Source organism: Phaeobacter sp. 11ANDIMAR09 (assembly GCF_001294455.1).
Classification (GTDB): domain Bacteria; phylum Pseudomonadota; class Alphaproteobacteria; order Rhodobacterales; family Rhodobacteraceae; genus Pseudophaeobacter.
The window spans coordinates 37,557-55,215 of sequence record NZ_LIKT01000011.1 but is presented as its reverse complement, the minus strand read 5'-3'; the positions used below and the strand labels follow the sequence as shown (position 1 = coordinate 55,215).

The 17,659-nt window shown below is 59.2% G+C and carries 16 protein-coding genes; 10 read left to right on the top strand and 6 right to left on the bottom strand.

The annotated features are described in order from the left end of the window. The first annotated feature begins 91 nt into the window (after positions 1 to 91). On the top strand, positions 92 to 1,432 hold the full coding sequence (locus AN476_RS11310; protein WP_054461693.1) for an 8-oxoguanine deaminase: 1,341 nt from the start codon (positions 92 to 94) through the stop codon (positions 1,430 to 1,432). Position 1,433: 1 nt separating this feature from the next. After that, on the top strand, positions 1,434 to 1,886 hold the full coding sequence (locus AN476_RS11305; protein WP_253279887.1) for a CAP domain-containing protein: 453 nt from the start codon (positions 1,434 to 1,436) through the stop codon (positions 1,884 to 1,886). Positions 1,887 to 1,922: 36 nt separating this feature from the next. Here AN476_RS11305 and guaD read toward each other — a convergent pair whose 3' ends face one another. Beyond that, positions 1,923 to 3,209, bottom strand: coding sequence for a guanine deaminase (guaD, locus tag AN476_RS11300; RefSeq protein ID WP_054461692.1), 1,287 nt, complete (start codon positions 3,207 to 3,209; stop codon positions 1,923 to 1,925). 137 nt (positions 3,210 to 3,346) lie between these two features. On the opposite strand from guaD, the gene mgtE reads away from it, so the two are divergent. The 4 genes from mgtE (at position 3,347) to AN476_RS11280 (ending at position 8,262) form a co-directional block, all read left to right on the top strand. Further along, entirely contained in the window at positions 3,347 to 4,738 is a 1,392-nt protein-coding gene (gene mgtE / locus AN476_RS11295) for a magnesium transporter (RefSeq protein ID WP_054461691.1), read from the top strand. A 26-nt stretch (positions 4,739 to 4,764) separates the two neighbouring features. Next, the gene (locus AN476_RS11290) at positions 4,765 to 5,322 is read left to right on the top strand and encodes a 5-formyltetrahydrofolate cyclo-ligase (protein WP_054461690.1); all 558 of its coding nucleotides are present in this window, start codon (positions 4,765 to 4,767) and stop codon (positions 5,320 to 5,322) included. A 144-nt stretch (positions 5,323 to 5,466) separates the two neighbouring features. Further along, a complete protein-coding gene (locus tag AN476_RS11285) occupies positions 5,467 to 6,285 on the top strand; it encodes a TIGR00282 family metallophosphoesterase (protein ID WP_054461689.1) in 819 nt (272 codons plus the stop codon). 198 nt (positions 6,286 to 6,483) lie between these two features. After that, on the top strand, positions 6,484 to 8,262 hold the full coding sequence (locus AN476_RS11280) for an SLC13 family permease (RefSeq protein WP_054461688.1): 1,779 nt from the start codon (positions 6,484 to 6,486) through the stop codon (positions 8,260 to 8,262). A gap of 472 nt (positions 8,263 to 8,734) precedes the next feature. Here the strand turns inward: AN476_RS11280 and AN476_RS11275 are convergent, their stop codons facing one another. Further along, positions 8,735 to 10,510: an SLC13 family permease gene (locus tag AN476_RS11275; RefSeq protein WP_054461687.1), complete on the bottom strand. Its 1,776-nt coding sequence runs from the start codon at positions 10,508 to 10,510 to the stop codon at positions 8,735 to 8,737. 160 nt (positions 10,511 to 10,670) lie between these two features. Here AN476_RS11275 and AN476_RS11270 point away from each other — a divergent pair, with 160 nt between their 5' ends. Continuing rightward, positions 10,671 to 11,411 (top strand): YebC/PmpR family DNA-binding transcriptional regulator, encoded by a 741-nt coding sequence (locus tag AN476_RS11270; RefSeq protein ID WP_054461686.1) that lies wholly within the window; start codon positions 10,671 to 10,673, stop codon positions 11,409 to 11,411. An 80-nt stretch (positions 11,412 to 11,491) separates the two neighbouring features. On the opposite strand, the gene AN476_RS11265 is transcribed toward AN476_RS11270, so the two are convergent. Genes AN476_RS11265 through AN476_RS11255 form a run of 3 tightly spaced genes read right to left on the bottom strand, consistent with a single transcriptional unit; the run spans position 11,492 to position 14,012 of the window. Further along, complete coding sequence (locus AN476_RS11265) at positions 11,492 to 12,340, bottom strand: hypothetical protein (protein WP_054461685.1); 849 nt, start codon at positions 12,338 to 12,340, stop codon at positions 11,492 to 11,494. A 33-nt stretch (positions 12,341 to 12,373) separates the two neighbouring features. After that, entirely contained in the window at positions 12,374 to 13,066 is a 693-nt protein-coding gene (locus tag AN476_RS11260; protein WP_054461684.1) for a nitroreductase family protein, read from the bottom strand. A 40-nt stretch (positions 13,067 to 13,106) separates the two neighbouring features. Next, entirely contained in the window at positions 13,107 to 14,012 is a 906-nt protein-coding gene (locus AN476_RS11255; protein WP_054461683.1) for a LysR family transcriptional regulator ArgP, read from the bottom strand. 135 nt (positions 14,013 to 14,147) lie between these two features. On the opposite strand from AN476_RS11255, the gene AN476_RS11250 reads away from it, so the two are divergent. From AN476_RS11250 to AN476_RS11240, 3 genes are all read left to right on the top strand, one after another. Next, positions 14,148 to 14,768, top strand: coding sequence for a LysE/ArgO family amino acid transporter (locus AN476_RS11250; protein ID WP_054461682.1), 621 nt, complete (start codon positions 14,148 to 14,150; stop codon positions 14,766 to 14,768). 183 nt (positions 14,769 to 14,951) lie between these two features. Beyond that, the gene (locus tag AN476_RS11245; protein ID WP_157063747.1) at positions 14,952 to 15,812 is read left to right on the top strand and encodes a DMT family transporter; all 861 of its coding nucleotides are present in this window, start codon (positions 14,952 to 14,954) and stop codon (positions 15,810 to 15,812) included. An 80-nt stretch (positions 15,813 to 15,892) separates the two neighbouring features. After that, a complete protein-coding gene (locus tag AN476_RS11240; RefSeq protein ID WP_054461680.1) occupies positions 15,893 to 16,903 on the top strand; it encodes a DUF1036 domain-containing protein in 1,011 nt (336 codons plus the stop codon). A 92-nt stretch (positions 16,904 to 16,995) separates the two neighbouring features. Here the strand turns inward: AN476_RS11240 and betI are convergent, their stop codons facing one another. Beyond that, complete coding sequence (gene betI, locus AN476_RS11235) at positions 16,996 to 17,571, bottom strand: transcriptional regulator BetI (protein WP_054461679.1); 576 nt, start codon at positions 17,569 to 17,571, stop codon at positions 16,996 to 16,998. Positions 17,572 to 17,659 lie beyond the last annotated feature (88 nt).

The window sequence follows — 17,659 nt, the reverse complement described above, 5'->3', positions numbered from 1 at the left end:
AGGCTGCAGGTCAGGCCGAGTCCTTTGCCCGTTCTCTGTCGGCCTGTTTGCACCTCCATGAACCGAGTCGGGCCTAAATGGAGTGTGCATGATGGGCGAAACCCTCATTCAAAATGCCAATACCATCCTGACGATGGATGACCAAGATCAGGTGTTTCACAATGCGGATGTATTGATCCGTGAAGGCGAAATCGCTGCTGTGGGGCAGGGATTGGTGAGCAGTGGTGAGATCCTAAGCGGCGAGGGCTGCGTGGTGACGCCGGGATTGGTCAACACCCATCATCACCTGTATCAAAACCTAACGCGGGCGGTGCCGGGGGCGCAGGATGCGCTGCTGTTTGGCTGGTTGCAGCGGCTTTACCCGATCTGGAGCCGCTTTGGCCCGGAGGAGATGTTTGTTTCGGCACAACTGGGGCTGGTGGAACTGGCTCTGTCAGGCTGCACGTTGAGCTCCGACCATCTGTATCTTTATCCCAATGGCGCCCGGTTGGAGGATACGATCCATGCAGCGGCGCAGGTGGGGCTGCGGTTTCACCCGACCCGGGGTGCCATGAGCATTGGGGAGAGCCAGGGGGGATTGCCCCCGGATCATCTGGTAGAGGCGGAAGAGGCCATCCTGGAGGATATGATACGGGTGGTTGATGGTTTTCATGATGCCGCCGAGGGGTCGATGTGTCGGGTTGGGCTGGCGCCCTGTTCGCCCTTTTCGGTGAGCCGGGAATTGATGCGAGATACGGCAATTCTGGCCCGAGACAAGGGGGTGATGTTGCATACGCATCTGGCGGAAAATGAAGAGGATATTGCCTATTCTGAGGCTCATTTTGGCTGTCGCCCTGGTCAATATGCCGAGGAGCTGGGCTGGACCGGACCGGATGTTTGGCATGCCCATTGTGTAAAGCTGAACCCGGTCGAGATCGATCTGTTTGCGCGCAGTCGCACCGGGGTGGCCCATTGCCCCTGTTCCAATTGTCGCCTGGGATCGGGCATTGCACCGGTGCGCCAGATGCGCGATGCCGGGGTTTCGGTTGGTCTGGGGGTGGATGGCTCTGCCAGCAACGATATGGCCGATCTGATGGGGGAGGCCCGTCAAACCATGCTGTTGCAGCGGGTGTCGCAGGGGGCAGACGCCATGAGTCCCTATGAGGCTTTGCAGATTGCCACCCGGGGCGGCGCAGATGTGTTGGGACGGCCGGATTGTGGGCGGTTGGCGCTGGGTAAGCGGGCGGATATTGCAATCTGGGATGTGTCTGGTGTTTCCTCGAGCGGCAGTTGGGATCCGGCGGCGCTACTTTTGGCCGGCCCTTCCAAGGTGAAACATCTGTTTGTTGAGGGCCGTCAGGTGGTGCGCAGTGGTGAGGTGACAACGCTGGATTTGCCAGGCCTGCTGGAGCAGCACCACCGGATGGCTCAGGCTTTAATTTTGGCGGGCTGATATGAAATTGGGTCTTCAATCTGTGATCTGCTTGGCGCTCTGCGTGAGCCTCTGCTCGGGGGGCGCGCTTGCAAAGGATGTTAATCGTCAGGAGGCAGTGATGGGCCTGAATGGCCTGCGGGCGCAGCATGGCCTACCACCGCTTGGCTGGTCACCCAGGCTGGAAAAGGCGGCGTGGGCGCATGCAAAAGACATGCTGCGTCGGGGGTTCTTCTCACATCAAGGCAGCAATGGCAGCCGTGTCGGCGACCGGGTCCGCAAGCAGGGGTATTCCTGGTGCGTGGTCTCTGAAAACATCGCCAAGGGGCAGCCGAGCCTGCCCACTGTGATGAACAGTTGGAGGCAATCTCCGGGACATCGCAAGAATATGCTGCACCGGGAGGTCAGAGAGTTTGCTTTGGTGCGCGCGCAGGGCAATATTTGGGTGATGGTCTTGGCGCGCCCTGGCTGCTGAGCGCAGGCAGGATCGGTTCGCAGAACCGGCGCGCCGTTACTGGCGCGCGCCGTTGATCCAGACCTCGGCAATGGCGCGATCATCCCCCATCATCAGGGTTGAGAAGACAGCCTCCCACAGATCCGATGCGCGGGCGCTGCGCTGGGCGATTGCGGGGGTCGAGGACAGGTCCAGAACCACCAGGTCGGCCTCCATGCCAGGGGCGATATTGCCGATTTTATCCTCCATGCGCAGGGCCGTGGCTGAGCCTTGGGTGGCCAGCCAGATCAGCTCAGCCGCATGCAGTGGACGGCCGCGCAGCTGGCCGATCTCATAGGCGGCAGCCATGGTGCGTAGCATGGAGAAGCTGGAACCGCCGCCGGTGTCGGTGGCCAGACCAATGCGCTGTCCCTCTGCCATCAGCCCGGCCATGTCAAAGAGCCCAGAGCCGATAAAGGTGTTGGAGGTCGGGCAATGTACCAGGGCGGCACCATATTCGCGCAGACGGTGGCGCTCGCGCTCTTCCAGATGGATCGCATGGCCATAGAGGCCACGGGCACCAAGCAGGCCAAACTCTTCATAGGTGTCCAGATAGTCGCGCGCCTGCGGGAAAAGCGATTTGACCCAGTCTATCTCATCCAGCTGTTCGCTGAGGTGGGTCTGCATCAGGCACTCGGGATGTTCGCTCCAGAGTGCGCCCATGGCCGCGAGCTGCTCCGGGGTGGAGGTGGGGGAAAACCGGGGGGTGATGGCATATTCCAGTCGATCGACCCCGTGCCAGCGTTCAATAAGCGCTTTGCTGTCGTCATAAGCGGACTGCGCGGTGTCGCGTAGCCCGTCGGGGGCATTGCGATCCATGCAGGTCTTGCCGGTAATCACGCGTTGCCCACGGGTCTGGGCGGCGGTGAAAAAGGCATCGACGCTTTCGGGATGGATGGTGGCAAAGCTGCAGACCGTGGTGGTGCCATTGGCCAGGGTCAGGTCCAGGTAACGTTCGGAAATCTCCTGGGCATAGGCGGCGTCGCCAAAGCGCATTTCTTCGGGGAAGGTATAGCTGTTCAGCCAGTCGATCAGCCGCTTGCCCCAGCTGGCAATGATGGCGGTCTGCGGGTAATGCACATGGGCATCGACAAAGCCCGCTAGGATCAGCTTGGCGCCGTGGTCGATGATCTCGGCCTGGGGCAATAGGGCCTGCATCGCCTCAAATGTGCCGCAGTCGAGAATGCGCCCTTGGGTCAAAGCCACAGCGGCGGAAACCGTTACCGCCTCCTCGGGGGTCCCTGTCACAAAGGGAGAAGCGGAATAGGACAGCACATGTCCGCGCAGGATGAAGTCGCTCTGCATTATTGGGCCGTCCTTTTCTTGCCAAATCGCAGCGCGCAGGATACGCGCGCTGACAGTGCCGGTAAATTATCCCATTGTCATTGTTTTCTGGTAACTGCTTCTAGTAATTTGCAACCAATCTTCGCAAAGGGCAGCACATGAATACAGGCAACGACAGCTTCCAAGATGATCAGGCCCAGGATGAAGGCTATGATCTCGACAGACGGCTTGTTGCCCGTATCCTGTTTGCGGTGGACCGCGGGGAACAGCAAATCCTGGGCAATCTGCTGGAAAAGCTCCACGCGGCGGATATTGCGGATCTTCTAGAGCAGATCAACAGCTACGACCGGACCCGGCTGATCCGCCTGTATGGGCGTGAGTTTGACGGCGAAATCCTGTCGGAACTGGATGAAAGCATCCGGGAAGAGGTGATCGCCACGCTGAACCCATCGGTTCTGGCCGATGCGGTGCGCGAGCTGGAAACCGATGATGTGGTGGATCTGGTAGAGGATCTGGAAGAGCCTCAGCAGGAAGCGATTCTGGATGCGCTGGAGGATTCCGACCGGGTCGCGGTCGAGCAATCGCTGAGCTATCCCGAGAACTCCGCTGGCCGTCTGATGCAGCGCGAGGTGGTGATGGCACCGGAGCATTGGAACGTGGGCCAGGCCATCGACTATATGCGCGAATCCGAGGACCTGCCGGAGCAGTTTTACCACATGGTTTTGGTGGATCCGCGTTTTCGCCCCATCGGGAATGTCACTCTGGGCAGGATCATGGGCACCAAACGCGAGGTGCCGCTGGTGGATCTGATGGAGGAGAGTTTTCAGGTTATTCCTGCCGATCAGGATGAAGAAGACGTGGCCTATGCCTTTAATCAGTATCATTTGATTTCCGCGCCGGTGGTGGATGGTGACGGCCGACTAGCCGGGGTGATCACCATTGACGATGCTATGGTGGTTTTGGATGAAGAACACGAAGAAGATATCCTTCGTCTGGCAGGGGTTGGCGAAGAAAGCTCGCTTGCGGACCGGGTGATAGAAACCACCAAACGGCGCTTTCCCTGGCTGGCAGTAAACCTGGTGACCGCGGTTCTGGCCTCCTTGGTGATTGCCCAGTTTGAGGCCACCATCGCCCAGTTTGTGGCCCTGGCTGTTTTGATGCCGATCGTGGCCTCAATGGGGGGCAATGCGGGAACCCAGTCGTTGACGGTGGCCGTGCGGGCCATGGCGACCCGCGATTTGACCGGGTCCAACGTCTGGCGGGTGATCCGGCGCGAGGTACTGGTGGGATTGGTCAACGGGGTGATCTTTGCCATTGTGATGGGCATTGTGGGGGTGATCTGGTTTGGCTCGCCGAGCTTGGGGGCGGTGATCGCTGCCGCAATGGTGATCAATCTTGTCGTCGCTGGGCTCGCCGGAACGGTGATCCCTGTTCTACTCGAGAAGATAGGCGTAGACCCGGCCCTGGCCTCTGGTGCCTTTGTGACGACGGTCACCGATGTGGTTGGGTTTTTTGCTTTCCTGGGCCTGGCCGCCTGGGCGCTTTTGTAAGCCTGATTTTGCCGTAGGAGAAAATGATGAGCGATCTGACCGAGATAAAAGCCGCAGCCCGCAAGGCTGCTTTTGCCCGGCGCAAAGCTGCTTTTGATCGCAAAATCCCAGGTGTTGCCGGACATCTCTCTGAAGTTCTGGCAGGCTACCGGGGGGTGCCGATGTCAGGTTTTGTCCCCATTCGCACCGAGATCGACCCGCTACCTGCCATGGCAGAGGCCGCTGCCCATGGGCCGGTGGGGGTGCCGGTCATTCAGGGCAGGGATATGCCGCTGAAGTTCAGCCGCTGGCAACCGGATGGCCCCATGCGCGAAGGCCCATTTGGCGCGGCGGTACCTGAAGTGGATGACTATTTTGATCCCGAAATCCTGATTGTACCTCTGGTGGCCTTTGACATTCAGGGGGGGCGACTGGGCTACGGTGGCGGTTTCTATGATCGCACGCTCGAGCTGCTGCGCGCCAAACGTCCGACCTTGGCCATCGGATTTGCCTTCGAGGCGCAATGCGCCGAGGACCTGCCGCTGGAGGCGACCGATCAACCCCTGGATATGATCGTGACGGAAAGCCGGGTTTTGCAAATCTGACGCCGTCTGTTTCATGCCAAGTGTTGTTGCGACAGGGCAAAAGGCAGGGGCCTGGGCCGCTCAATGCAGCGTGACCGCCAAAAATTGCAGCAAGAAGGGCGCGCGGCTCTTGTCCTGAGTGGCTGTCCAGCCTAGGACAGCGGAATGCGAATTTTGTTTCTAGGCGATGTGATGGGCCGCGCCGGGCGCCGCGCTATCACCGAAAACCTGCCGCGGCTGCGTCAGGAATGGCGACTCGACTTTGTCGTGGTCAATGGGGAAAACGCATCCAATGGCATGGGGCTCAGCGGCGCGCATGCCAAGCTCCTGCTGGATGCAGGGGCGGATTGCCTGACTCTGGGAGATCATGCCTTTGATCAAAAGGACATGTTGCAGTTCATCGAAAAAGAGCCACGGATCATCCGGCCTTTGAACTTTGCCAAAGGCGCACCGGGGCGGGGGTATCGCCTGTTTGATGCCACCAATGGCCGCAAAGTGTTGGTGACCCAGGCCCTGGGCCAGGTCTTTATGAAACGCGCCTTTGATGATCCTTTTGGCGCTGTTGAAGCGGTGTTGAAATCGCACCCTCGTGGCGGGCTGGCCCAGGCCGTTATTGTAGACATGCACTGCGAGGCTACCTCTGAGAAAATGGCCATGGGACATTTCTGCAATGGCCGTGCCTCCCTGGTGGTGGGCACCCATACCCATGTGCCAACGGGGGATGCGCAGATCCTCTCAAATGGCACCGGCTATCTCACCGATGCGGGCATGTGCGGCGATTACAACTCGGTGATCGGTATGGAAAAATCCGAACCGCTGCGCCGGTTTCTGACCGGCATGCCCAAAAGCCGCTTTACTCCAGCGGAGGGCGAAGCCACCCTGTCGGGCGCTTTGGTGGTAACGGATGACCGGACTGGAGAGGCCAAAGAGATCCATATGGTGCGCAATGGCGGGTTGTTGCAGCAATCCGGTCCCGAAACCTGATCTTTTAACAGCCTGTTTTGCAGGACGTTCTTTACGCAAACACCAAAGGTTGTTGCATAAATTCCTTTTTGTCGTGGCGGCACTTCTGTCGCGGCAGGAAAACATTGCTCCGTCATTTACGATGAGGGAAACTTGTCTCTGGCACGCGCAGGTCCGAGGGGGCCTGTTTGGCCTGGAAAATTGGAGACAGTCGACAGAATGGATCTAAGCAGTTTTTCCCAGAATGGCAGCGCCTTTCTGTCTTTGGCCATCGTGGGGGTGATGTTCATCGCTTTCCTGCGCGAGATCTACCCGACCGAGGTGGTGGCCATGGCCGGCGTGTCTTTGATGCTGGTCACCGGGGTTTTGCCCTATGACCGCGCCATTGCGGTGCTGTCCAACCCGGCGCCCTGGACGATTGCAGCGATGTTTATCATTATGGGCGCCCTGGTGCGTACCGGGGCTCTGGATGCCTTTACTGCCAGGGCGCGCAAACAGGCCGAGGTAAGCCCCAAACGCGCCATTGCGCTGTTGATGCTCTTTGTCATTGCGGCCTCTGCGGTGGTCTCCAATACACCAGTCGTGGTGGTGATGATTCCGGTCTTTGTCCAGATCAGCCGAACCCTCGGGGTCTCAGCCTCCAAGATGCTGATCCCACTCAGCTATGCCGCCATTCTTGGGGGCACACTGACCTTGATTGGTACCTCCACCAACCTGCTGGTGGACGGGGTCGCCCGGGCGCAGGGGCTTGAGCCGTTTTCCATTTTTGAGGTGACTCCGCTGGGGATCATTCTGGTGATCTGGGGAATGATCTATCTGCGCTATGTCTCGCCGCGCCTGCTGCCGGATCGCGACAGCATGGCGATGCTGCTCAGTGATCGCTCCAAGATGAAATTCTTTACCGAAGCGGTGATCCCGCCTGACAGCAACCTGATTGGACGGGAAGTCACCGGGGTGCAATTGTTCAAACGCCCCGGGGTCCGCCTGATTGACTTGGTACGCGGCGATCTCTCGCTGCGGCGCAACCTCAAAGGGGTTGAGCTGCAGGTGGGGGACCGGGTGGTTCTGCGCACCGAAATGACTGAATTGCTGAGTCTGCAGGCCAACAAGGAGCTGAAACGGGTCGACCAGGTGTCGGCGGTGGAGACCAAGACCGTAGAGGTTCTGGTGACGCCGGGCTGTCGCCTGGTCGGCCGCTCGCTGGGGGCTATGCGATTGCGGCGGCGCTATGGTGTCTATGTTCTGGCGGTGCACCGGCGCAACCAGAATATCGGGGTGCAGCTGGATGATCTGGTGGTGCGCGTCGGGGACACCCTGTTGCTGGAGGGCGCTCCGGGGGATATCCAGCGGTTGGCAGCAGATATGGAAATGGCGGATGTTTCTCAGCCGACCCAGCGAGCCTATCGGCGCAGCCATGCGCCGCTGGCCATCGTCGGGCTGCTGGCTATTGTTGGACTGGCGGCCTTTGGGGTGGCTCCCATCTTGTTGCTGTCAATCGTGGTGGTGGCGTTGGTATTGGTCACCCGCTGTATCGACGCAGATGAGGCCTTTTCCTTTGTGGATGGGCGTCTGTTGGCCCTGATCTTTTCTATGCTGGCAATCGGGGCCGCTTTGGAAAGCTCTGGCGCCGTCAGTCTCATCGCCAAAGCCATTGCGCCATCCTTGAGCGGCCTGCCGCCCTTTGTTTTGGTCTGGGCGATCTATTTGCTGACCTCGGTGTTGACCGAGCTGGTGTCAAACAACGCCGTGGCCGTGGTGGTGACTCCGATCGCCGTGGGGCTGGCGCAGGCCATTGGAGTTGATCCGCGCCCCCTGGTGGTGGCGGTGATGGTGGCGGCTTCTGCCTCCTTTGCCACCCCGATTGGCTATCAGACCAATATGCTGGTCTATGGTCCGGGCGGCTATAAGTTCACCGATTTCTTACGTGTTGGCATCCCACTGAACCTCAGCATCGGGCTTTTGGCCTCGGCACTCATCCCCTTTTTCTGGCCGCTGTGAAGCCAGCTGCCTATTGTGATGGCCGCGCGAGACAGGGATGAAGGCGCGCAAATTTTTGCCGATGATCAGCCACTTGCAGTGAAATTTGTAATCTTCGCCCTATATCCTTCACAGAGGTATTTTTAGGCGAGGGTAAATTTATGAGTTTTAGACGTGGATTTTTGGTGTTCTTGTTTGCGGCAGCTTCGGGGATTGCTCTGTTGTCGCAGGCCTTGACCTAGAGTCGGGCCGCAAGCCTGGGTTTTGGCCCTGGTGTTTGCTGGAGTGTCCCCTGGGCAGACGGGATGGTTAAAGGGGGGGCGCTGCCCCCTCGCGCCTGAGGCGCTCACCCCCGGGATATTTCAAGCCAAGTGAAAACGGCAGGTTTGATTTGTTGTAACGGTTGGGCAGAGCGATTGTCTTTGAGGTATCTCTCGTGGTTGCGCGCTCGGGGTGAACAGGGGCTGAATTGCTCGGATAGGGCGAACCGGAATTACAGCGGCCAGAACAGCAAAATAGAGGGGATCGAGACGGCGATCACCAGGATTTCCAGTGGCAGGCCCATGCGCCAATAGTCGCCAAAGCGGTAGCCTCCAGGCCCCAGAACCAGGGTGTTGTTCTTGTGCCCGATGGGCGTGAGGAAGGCCGCCGATGCCGCCACCGCAACAGCCATCAGGAACGGGTCAGGGGACACGCCCAGCGAATTGGCCATTTGAATACCAACAGGGGCGGCAACAATGGCCGTGGCGGTATTGTTCAACACATCCGACAGAGTCATGGTGACCACCATTAAAACGGTCAGCACCATCCAAGAGGGCATCCCCTCCGTGAGGTCGATCAGCCCATTGGCGATCAAGGCGGTGCCCCCCGAGGCATCCAGAGCGGCTCCGAGCGGGATCATCGACCCCAAGAGCACCACCACTGGCCATTCCACGTGATCATAGAGTTCTGCCACCGGCAGCACCTTGATCAATACATAGCCAATCACCACCAGCCCTAGCGCAACCGGCAGGTAGACCAGGCCAAGAGAAGCGGCGAGCACTGCAAGTCCGAACATGCCGATGGCGGCCCAGGTCTTGTCATTGGCGGTGACGGCGAGGCCGCGCTCTGCCAGGGGCAGACAGCCCAGCCAGTCAGTGACATCTGCACCGCGTTCGCGCGGGCAGAGCAGCAGCAGGATGTCGCCGGCCTCGATCTCGGTCTGGCGGATGTGGTTGGTCAGGCGCCGCCCCTGGCGCGACAGGCCCAGAAGCACGGTGCTTTGACGCCAGGCCAGCCCCAGAGATTGGGCCGAACGGCCATTGATGCGGGCTGTCTCTGGCACCACCACCTCGATCACTTCCAGGCCTTCACCGGCGGCGGTGAGCTTCTCCTGGCGCGCCGCGTCTGAGAAATTCAGCGACAAGGAGGCGCGAAATTCATCCAGCGCCTCGGGGGTCGCCTCGATCACCAGGGTATCGCCTGCTTGCAGAACCGCTCCGGCAGAGCGTCCATAGCGGCGCTTTCCCTCACGGATCAGCCCCAGAATGGCGATGTCGGCCTGTTCGGCTTCTTTATCCAGGGTGCCCAGCCGCTCACCGATCAGTTTGGACCCTTCGGGAACCGTGAGTTCCGCAATGTAATCAGCAAGCTGCGCCTCGGAGCCGCCTGTTTCCTGGGCGCGTTTTGGGATCAATCGCCAGCCGATCAGGGCCACAAAGATGAGACCCGCCAGGGCAGCAATGCCGCCCACGGGGGCAAAGTCAAACATGGCAAAGGGTTCCCCCAGGGTCTCCTGCCGGATCGAGGCAATAATGATATTTGGCGGGGTGCCGATCAGGGTCGCCATGCCGCCTAGGATGGTGGCAAAGGACAGAGGCATCAGGCTTAGACCCGGGGCGCGACCGGCCTTGCGGGCGGTCTGGATATCCACCGGCATCAACAGCGCCAGGGCTGCGACATTGTTCATAAAGGCCGAAAGCAACGCACCGATGCCGCCCATCAAACCGATATGGCTGCCCAGTGACCGGCTGCTGTCCACTAGGGTGCGGGTGATCAAAAAGACTGCGCCAGAGCGCACCAACCCGGCAGAGACAATCAGCACCAGTGCCACCACCAGCGTGGCGGGATGGCCAAAGCCAGAGAAGGCCTCTTTGGTGGGAACTAAGCCCAGTACCACGGCAATCATAAGGGCCGAGAAGGCAACGATATCATAGCGAAACCGCCCCCAAAGCATCAGGGCAAAAACGGCGGCAAAAAGCGCAAACAATGCGGTCTGTTCAAATGTCATGGCGCCACTCTATCCCATGTGGCGAGAGGGGCAAGGTGGCAGGGGTTTAAGTCCTGTTGGCGCTTTCAGAGGCGCTTGCATGTCAGCAGTGCTTGAAAGCCCTCCCCGCCACAGGCTATATGAGCGCCAACTCAAGCACGCACGAGACAAAGGATCTACCATGGCAGGCCACTCAAAATGGGCAAACATCCAGCATCGCAAAGGCCGTCAGGACGCTGTGCGGTCAAAACTGTTTTCCAAGCTGGCCAAGGAGATCACCGTGGCCGCCAAAATGGGCGACCCTGACGTCGACAAGAACCCGCGTCTGCGCCTGGCCGTAAAAGAGGCCAAAAGCCAATCAGTGCCCAAGGACGTTATTGAGCGTGCCATCAAAAAGGCAATCGGTGGCGACGCTGAAAACTATGATGAAATCCGCTATGAGGGCTATGGCCCCAGTGGTGTCGCGGTGATCGTCGAGACCATGACGGACAACAAGAATCGCACCGCTTCTACCGTGCGTTCGACCTTCTCCAAGAACGGCGGCAACCTGGGCGAAACCGGCTCGGTTGGCTTTATGTTCGATCGCAAGGGCGAAGTGACCTATAAGGCTGAAGTCGGCGACGCCGATACCGTGATGATGGCCGCGATTGAGGCGGGCGCTGAGGATGTGGAATCTTCCGAGGATGGCCATACCATCTATTGCGAAGACAGCGACCTTAACGAGGTATCAAACGCGCTGGAAGCAGAGCTGGGCGAATCTGAAAGCACCAAGCTGGTCTGGAAGCCGACCACGACCACTGAGCTGGACCTGGAGGGCATGCAAAAGCTGATGAAGCTGGTGGATGCTTTGGAAGATGACGATGATGTGCAGCGCGTTACCACCAACTTTGAGGCCTCGGATGAGGTGATGGAGCAGCTTTGATCTGCCCTATTGATTAAGCAGCGCATCGTCTGGACTGCTGTAAAAGCCTCCGTTCTTTCGGGGGCTTTTTTCGTTCTGCGTCAGGGCGCAATGCGCAACACACCTGCTGCCTTTAACCGTTCCGGGATAGGCCGCCAAAGGTCATTTGCCGGGGTGGTGTGTATCTGACGGGCAAAGTCAGGGCTGATGCCTTGAGAGATAAGGAACTTCCTATCCTTGTCCTGCTCCGCTTTCAGGTTGATCTGAGGTAGACCACCAAAGGTTTCAAGCGAGTAGCTATGAAAGCCAAGTTGCCCTTTGGGCCCCAGGCTGCGTGCAGAACCCGCGATAAACATCAAAGTGCAGGCAGAGGCACAGAGGCCGGGGGCCAGGGTGGACAGCCCCTGCTCCCGGATGAGCTTGGCGGCACCGCGCGCCTCGTAGATATGACCTCCAGGGCTGGTCAGGTGAATGTTCTCTATCTCGGTGTGGCGCTGCAGTGTTGCCCTCAGCGCCTTGGTCAGCCCCAGCGTGACCTCACCCTCAAAGATCAGCACGCGACCTTCCTCAGCCAGGGTCAGGCTGTAGCGACCCGCATGTTCCTGGGCGCGTTGTTCCGCGTAGCTGAGCCCCTCGGGCGGGCGGTTGGCGATCAACAGGGCCTGCCACCAAAGCGACAGCGAGGCCAGGATCGCAAGCAGCAAGAGCAGATAGCCGCCCCAGATCGGCGCCATCGCCCCGGAGCTGCGCACATGCGCATCGGCGGCGCGCAAATGGGCGCGGCTGGTCCAGATCATCAGGAGCAGATCCACTGCGATTGCTCCCCAGACCAGGGGGGGCGGCATCTGGATCTGCTGATTGGCGCTCCACCACAGAAGGAGCACCAGCCCGCGTGGCAGCAGGATGTGCCAGAGCAGGCTGGCGCCAAAGCTGCGCGGCTCAGCCGACATCGACTGCGACCCCAAAGGCGGCGGGGGCAGGGGTCATTCAAACACCGTGGAAATCTCTGCCAGAGGTTTTTTCAACTTGGCCACAGCCGGTACCGTCGCTGCCGGGCTGGGATGTCCCACGGCGATAATCATTGTCGGCTTTTCAGAGGTCGGACGCCCAAGGGCCTCATTGAGGAATTTCATAGGGTTGGGGGTATGGGTCAGGCTGCACAGCCCGGCATTGTGTAAGGCGGCCAATAGAAAGCCGGTGGCGATGTTTACGCTTTCGGGCACATAGTAGTTTTTATAGCGGCTGCCGTCCTCAAAAGTGCCCCAGCGCTGGGCAAAGACCACGATGAGCCAGGGTGCGGTGGTCAGATGCGGCTTGTCCGCATCTGTTCCGATGGGTTCCAGCGCCTTGATCCATTCATCCCCGGCTCCCCCTGCATAGAACCTGCGCTCTTCCTCTTCGGCCTCATCGCGGATTTGTTGCTTTAGGGCAGGGTTTTTGATGGCGACATAATGCCAGGGTTGGTGATTGGCCCCAGAAGGGGCAGAACCGGCCGTTTTGATGCAGAGCTCGATCACCTCGCGCGGGACCGGCTGGTCGGTAAAGTCGCGCACCGTGTGGCGCCGCTGCATATGTTCCAGATAGTCAGCCGCTCTGGTTTGCATTTCCGTGTCGCTATAGTCGCTGCGATCAGGCAGCGGCTGTGGCGCATAGGCGAGGGCGGATTTGGCAAACATTGCGGGTGCTCCTGAAGCAAAAAAGGATCTATTCCCCGATCTATTCCCCGGTGCGGGGGGCTTGGATCAGATGTTGTTTGGCCGAGCTTAGCACCGCCTTCGTCAAAGGCGCCAGCGCCGAAGCCATGACCCGGCTGACCTGCCAGGTGAGGTTCACCTGGAGAGCACTGTTGGGCAATAGGGGCACCAGGGCTCCGGACCGCAGGGCTGGTTCAATCAGATTGACTGGATTCATCCCCCATCCCAACCCCGCCTTGGCGGCATCGGCAAAGCCCTGGGTCGAAGGGATGAAATGGGCCGGTGGCGTGATGTCCTGATCAAAATGCTGCCTGATCCAGCGCTGTTGGAGCCCATCCTTGGCATTAAAGACCAGGCAGGGGGCCTGGGCAAGCCGCGTGGGATTGAGCCCCTCACGAAACCATCTTGTCATGAAGGTGGGACTGGCGCTGGCCTCGTAACACATCGCCCCCAAAGGCTGGGCGTTGCAGCCTGCAACCGGGGCGCTGTGGCTGGTGATCGCGGCGGAGACCTCGCCGCGTTTTAGCCATTCGGCGCTGTGATCCTGGTCGTCGATGACCAGATCAAACAAAAAGCCCGGCGTTGCCGCCATGGCGGTGATGAACCAGGTCGCTAGGCTGTCGGCATTGACCGCAATGCGCAAATGCGGCGGCGCGTCCTGACTGTTGTGGTCCAGCGCCAATTCCTGAGAGACCAGCCCCTCGAGCACAGCCACATCTTCGGCATGTTTTGCCAGGCGCAACCCCGCCTCGGTCCCGGTGCAGGGCAGGCCGCGTTTGACCAGAACGGTGCCAACCCGCTCCTCCAGCGCCTTGATCCGCTGTGACACCGCCGAAGGGGTGACAAAAAGACTGTGGGCGGCAGCCTCAAAGGAGCCCAGGCGCAGAACGGAGGCCAAAGCCGAGAGATGATTTGGGTCGAACCTCATTAGAAATTCTTACTTCGAGTTATGATCTTTAATTTGTCTACGGCATTGCTCCGGTCTAGTCAAAGCCGGGACCAAGCATTTGATCCCCCTGATCCCCAAGGCCCACCGGGCCGAACTGCAGAAGGCGCCCAATAGATGCCCATCCTCACATCCCTTCCCCCCAGCCTGTTTGCCGGGTTTGGCCTTGGCTTTAGCCTGATCCTTGCGATTGGAGCGCAGAATGCCTTTGTGCTGCGTCAGGGGCTGCGCCGTCAGCATCTGTTCTGGGTCTGCCTGTGCTGTGCGGTTTCGGATGCCTTGTTGATTGCAGCAGGGGTGCTTGGCTTTGGCTCGTTGGCGCAGGTCTTTCCCTGGTTCGAGTCAGTGATGCGCTTTGGCGGGGCGGCATTTCTGCTGTGGTATGGCGCGCGCAGCCTGATGGCTGCCTGGCGCGGTGGCGAGACGCTTCAGGCAGGGCAGGACGGCGGTGAAAGACCGCTGCTACCAGTGCTGACAACGGTTCTGGCGCTCACCTGGCTGAACCCGCATGTCTATTTGGATACCGTGGTTTTGCTGGGGTCGATTTCAGCGCAATATGCCGATCCTCTGGTTTTTGGTCTGGGCGCGATCCTCGCCAGCTTCACCTTTTTCTTTTCCCTGGGCTATGGGGCCAGCCTATTGGCCCCCATCTTTGCACGGCCACGTGCCTGGCAGGTGCTGGATGTCATCATTGGTCTGACGATGTGGGCCATCGCACTCAAACTCATCTTGATGTGAGTTGCGCTCTGAAGGCAGGCCTGCGGGATGGCCGCAACGGAACACCGCAGGTGCACTGTCTCAAATGAGGTGATTTACTTGTGTAGGGTTGTGTGGGGCGTCGAATGGGTGTTCTGTTCCCCAATGAACACACAGGTTGAACTTGAAGAGAGCAGCAAGCACCCCATGGTTGGTGTTTTCTGGATGTTTGCAACGGGGCTCTGCTTTGTCGCGGTGACCGCTTTGGTGAAATACCTCGGCCATCGCATTCCGCCGGCGGAATCAGCTTTTTTGCGCTATCTGCTGGGGCTTGTGTTTCTCATCCCAATGTTTGGCGCCCTGCGTCGGGCAAGATTGACACCAAAGCTTTGGATGCTGTTTGCGGGCCGGGGAGTGGTGCATTCCGGTGGGGTTATCCTATGGTTCTTTGCCATGACGCAAATCCCATTGGCCGAGGTGACCGCAATGAACTATCTGTCGCCGGTCTATGTGACCCTGGGGGCGGCCTTGTTTCTGGGTGAAAAACTGGCAGTCCGGCGAATTGCTGCGGTGTTGGTGGCGTTGATCGGCGCGGTGATCATCCTACGTCCTGGATTTCGCGAGATTTCGCCAGGGCATATAGCGATGCTGTTTACAGCTCTTGCTTTTGGCGCCTCTTACTTGTTGGCCAAATTTACTGTCGATGGCACCAGCCCGGTGATTGTTGTGGCGATGCTGTCGATCTGGGTGACCCTGGGGCTCGCGCCTTTTGCACTGGCGGTCTGGGTCACGCCGACTTTGCAGGAACTGGCTATTCTCTTTGCGGTGGCCTGCTTTGCCACTGCGGGGCATTTCACCATGACATTGGCCTTTGCCGCTGCCCCGGTGACAGTGACGCAGCCGGTTACCTTTCTTCAACTGATTTGGGCGACGCTATTAGGCGCCTTGGTGTTTTCCGAGCCTGTGGACATCTGGGTCGTTCTGGGCGGTGGCCTGATCCTGGCCGCAATCAGTTTTATCACCTGGCGTGAAGCGATGCTGAAAAGGCGGGCCATCACCCCGCCAGATGCAGCAACAAAGGTCTAGGGGTCGCAAAATGGTTACAAAGCCAAGCTACTAAGGACTTTTATTTGCATTTCAGGAACTCTCTCCCCATGGCGAGGCGAATGCTAGTCTATCCCATTGCGTTGGTGCTGCTTTGCGGAGGTGCCAGCCCGGTTTGGGCGGGGCTGGAGATCTGCAATGATACAGAGGTGCCGCATGATGTTGCTGTTGGCTACAAACAGGATGGCCGTTGGGTCTCCGAGGGCTGGTGGGCCCTGGCGCCTACGGCCTGTGTCGAGGCCATCCAGGGCGATCTACAGTACCGGTTTTACTACTATCATGCCCGGAGTTCGGGGCGCGGCTTTCAGCATGACCGGCTGTCCTTTTGCACCCAGCCGGGCATCTTCACGATCGGCGGCGACCATGATTGCGAATTGCGCCGCTATAACAAAACCTATTTTGCAAAGATCGACACGGGGCAGGGCAGCCTGCACTTTCGTCAGAACCTGAGTGTTCACTCTACGCCTGTTGACCCTAAAGGGGATGCCAAGAGCGGCTCGGCGCCGGGAACCTGGGGCAGGCCTTTCTCCGGTGCCGCAGTGTTTCAGGAATGCAGTCAAATGTTCCGGGGGGGTGTTCAGTTCTGTAGGCTTGTCGGCGGCGGGCGGGTGTTTACCGTGATCGAAGACAACAGAACGCCACCCGATGTCCTGGCCGCCCTGCGACGGATGAGGCAGGGGACACCGGTGCAGCTGGAAGGGGACTGGGCTGGTCAGTTTGAGCTATCGGTCGAGTTGGTTCTGCGTTCGGCTGCTCCCAAGGCGCCGAGCGAAGCGGATGCGGTGCTGGGACGGCTGCAGGGGAGCTGGTCCGCCGAAAACGACAGCAAGGATCAGTTTACCATTCGCGGTGCTGAGCGGCAAAACAGATATGGCGGCGCGCCCACCTCGCAAGAGTATTTGTCGGTGATGCCCTATTGTGGCGAGTTTGAGGGCGCTCAGCTTTATCTTTATGCTTGGGACCGTGAGGGTGGGACCGGGATGTGCTATGAAATCAGGGAGGTGACCGAGAGCCAGCTGCAGCTGGTCTACCTGCCCAGAAGAACAGAGCTGCGCTACATCAGGCAGGAGTGAGCCAGGCGGTTTGCCCGGTGTTGTCCGCCTGCCGCCCAATTGCCGGATGCTGACCGCAGGCATAGAGGAACGGTCTGTCTTGCCAAGCTGCCCTAAGAGAGGGTCAGATCCACAACCCGATGTGCTGCGCGACGGGCTGCCTTGGCGTCGACACAGTGTTCGGACTGCGCGGCCTCCAGCCATACTCCATCCATATAGCATTGCAGGGCACTGCGCGCCGTCTCAACCCGCTCAGCGGGCAAGAGATTGGCCAATTCGGCCCTCACATGGCTGCGCACCCGGGTGCGGTTGATTCTATGCAAACGCGCCAAACGGGGCGAGTAGGGGGCGTTTGCCCAGAACTGCATCCAGATACTACACTGCGGAATGGTGAACAAAGTGTCTGAAAAATTGGCATCCATTACCGCATAAAGCCGTTCTTTAGGCGTCTGGGCGGCGCTGTAGCCGTCGATCATCGCGGTGCGTAACTTCCGCAGCAGGTGCCGCATCGTGGCCTCCATCAGGCCTTCCTTGGAGCCGAAGTAATAGTTGATCGAGGCTGCTGAGGCTCCGGCTTCCTGCGCGATTTCTGCCATTGTAACAACAGAGTAACCGCGTTTGTGCACGGCGACAATGGTGGCCTCAATGAGCTCTTCGTTGCGAATGTCTCTAATACGTTTTCTTCCCATGCCAAAGTTTTGCGTTACTTGGGCTCAGGTTTCAACTGCTGTTATCTTCAAATGAAAACTTGTATAGAGATTTAAAAATATGTTTGGG

Excerpts from the sequence above, each read along its gene's own strand:
- AN476_RS11310 (WP_054461693.1), top strand. The coding sequence starts at position 92 with ATGGGCGAAACCCTCATTCAAAATGCCAATACCATCCTGACGATGGAT.
- AN476_RS11305 (WP_253279887.1), top strand. The coding sequence starts at position 1,434 with ATGAAATTGGGTCTTCAATCTGTGATCTGCTTGGCGCTCTGCGTGAGC.
- guaD (WP_054461692.1), bottom strand. The coding sequence starts at position 3,209 with ATGCAGAGCGACTTCATCCTGCGCGGACATGTGCTGTCCTATTCCGCT.
- mgtE (WP_054461691.1), top strand. The coding sequence starts at position 3,347 with ATGAATACAGGCAACGACAGCTTCCAAGATGATCAGGCCCAGGATGAA.
- AN476_RS11290 (WP_054461690.1), top strand. The coding sequence starts at position 4,765 with ATGAGCGATCTGACCGAGATAAAAGCCGCAGCCCGCAAGGCTGCTTTT.
- AN476_RS11285 (WP_054461689.1), top strand. The coding sequence starts at position 5,467 with ATGCGAATTTTGTTTCTAGGCGATGTGATGGGCCGCGCCGGGCGCCGC.
- AN476_RS11280 (WP_054461688.1), top strand. The coding sequence starts at position 6,484 with ATGGATCTAAGCAGTTTTTCCCAGAATGGCAGCGCCTTTCTGTCTTTG.
- AN476_RS11275 (WP_054461687.1), bottom strand. The coding sequence starts at position 10,510 with ATGACATTTGAACAGACCGCATTGTTTGCGCTTTTTGCCGCCGTTTTT.
- AN476_RS11270 (WP_054461686.1), top strand. The coding sequence starts at position 10,671 with ATGGCAGGCCACTCAAAATGGGCAAACATCCAGCATCGCAAAGGCCGT.
- AN476_RS11265 (WP_054461685.1), bottom strand. The coding sequence starts at position 12,340 with ATGTCGGCTGAGCCGCGCAGCTTTGGCGCCAGCCTGCTCTGGCACATC.
- AN476_RS11260 (WP_054461684.1), bottom strand. The coding sequence starts at position 13,066 with ATGTTTGCCAAATCCGCCCTCGCCTATGCGCCACAGCCGCTGCCTGAT.
- AN476_RS11255 (WP_054461683.1), bottom strand. The coding sequence starts at position 14,012 with ATGAGGTTCGACCCAAATCATCTCTCGGCTTTGGCCTCCGTTCTGCGC.
- AN476_RS11250 (WP_054461682.1), top strand. The coding sequence starts at position 14,148 with ATGCCCATCCTCACATCCCTTCCCCCCAGCCTGTTTGCCGGGTTTGGC.
- AN476_RS11245 (WP_157063747.1), top strand. The coding sequence starts at position 14,952 with ATGTTTGCAACGGGGCTCTGCTTTGTCGCGGTGACCGCTTTGGTGAAA.
- AN476_RS11240 (WP_054461680.1), top strand. The coding sequence starts at position 15,893 with ATGCTAGTCTATCCCATTGCGTTGGTGCTGCTTTGCGGAGGTGCCAGC.
- betI (WP_054461679.1), bottom strand. The coding sequence starts at position 17,571 with ATGGGAAGAAAACGTATTAGAGACATTCGCAACGAAGAGCTCATTGAG.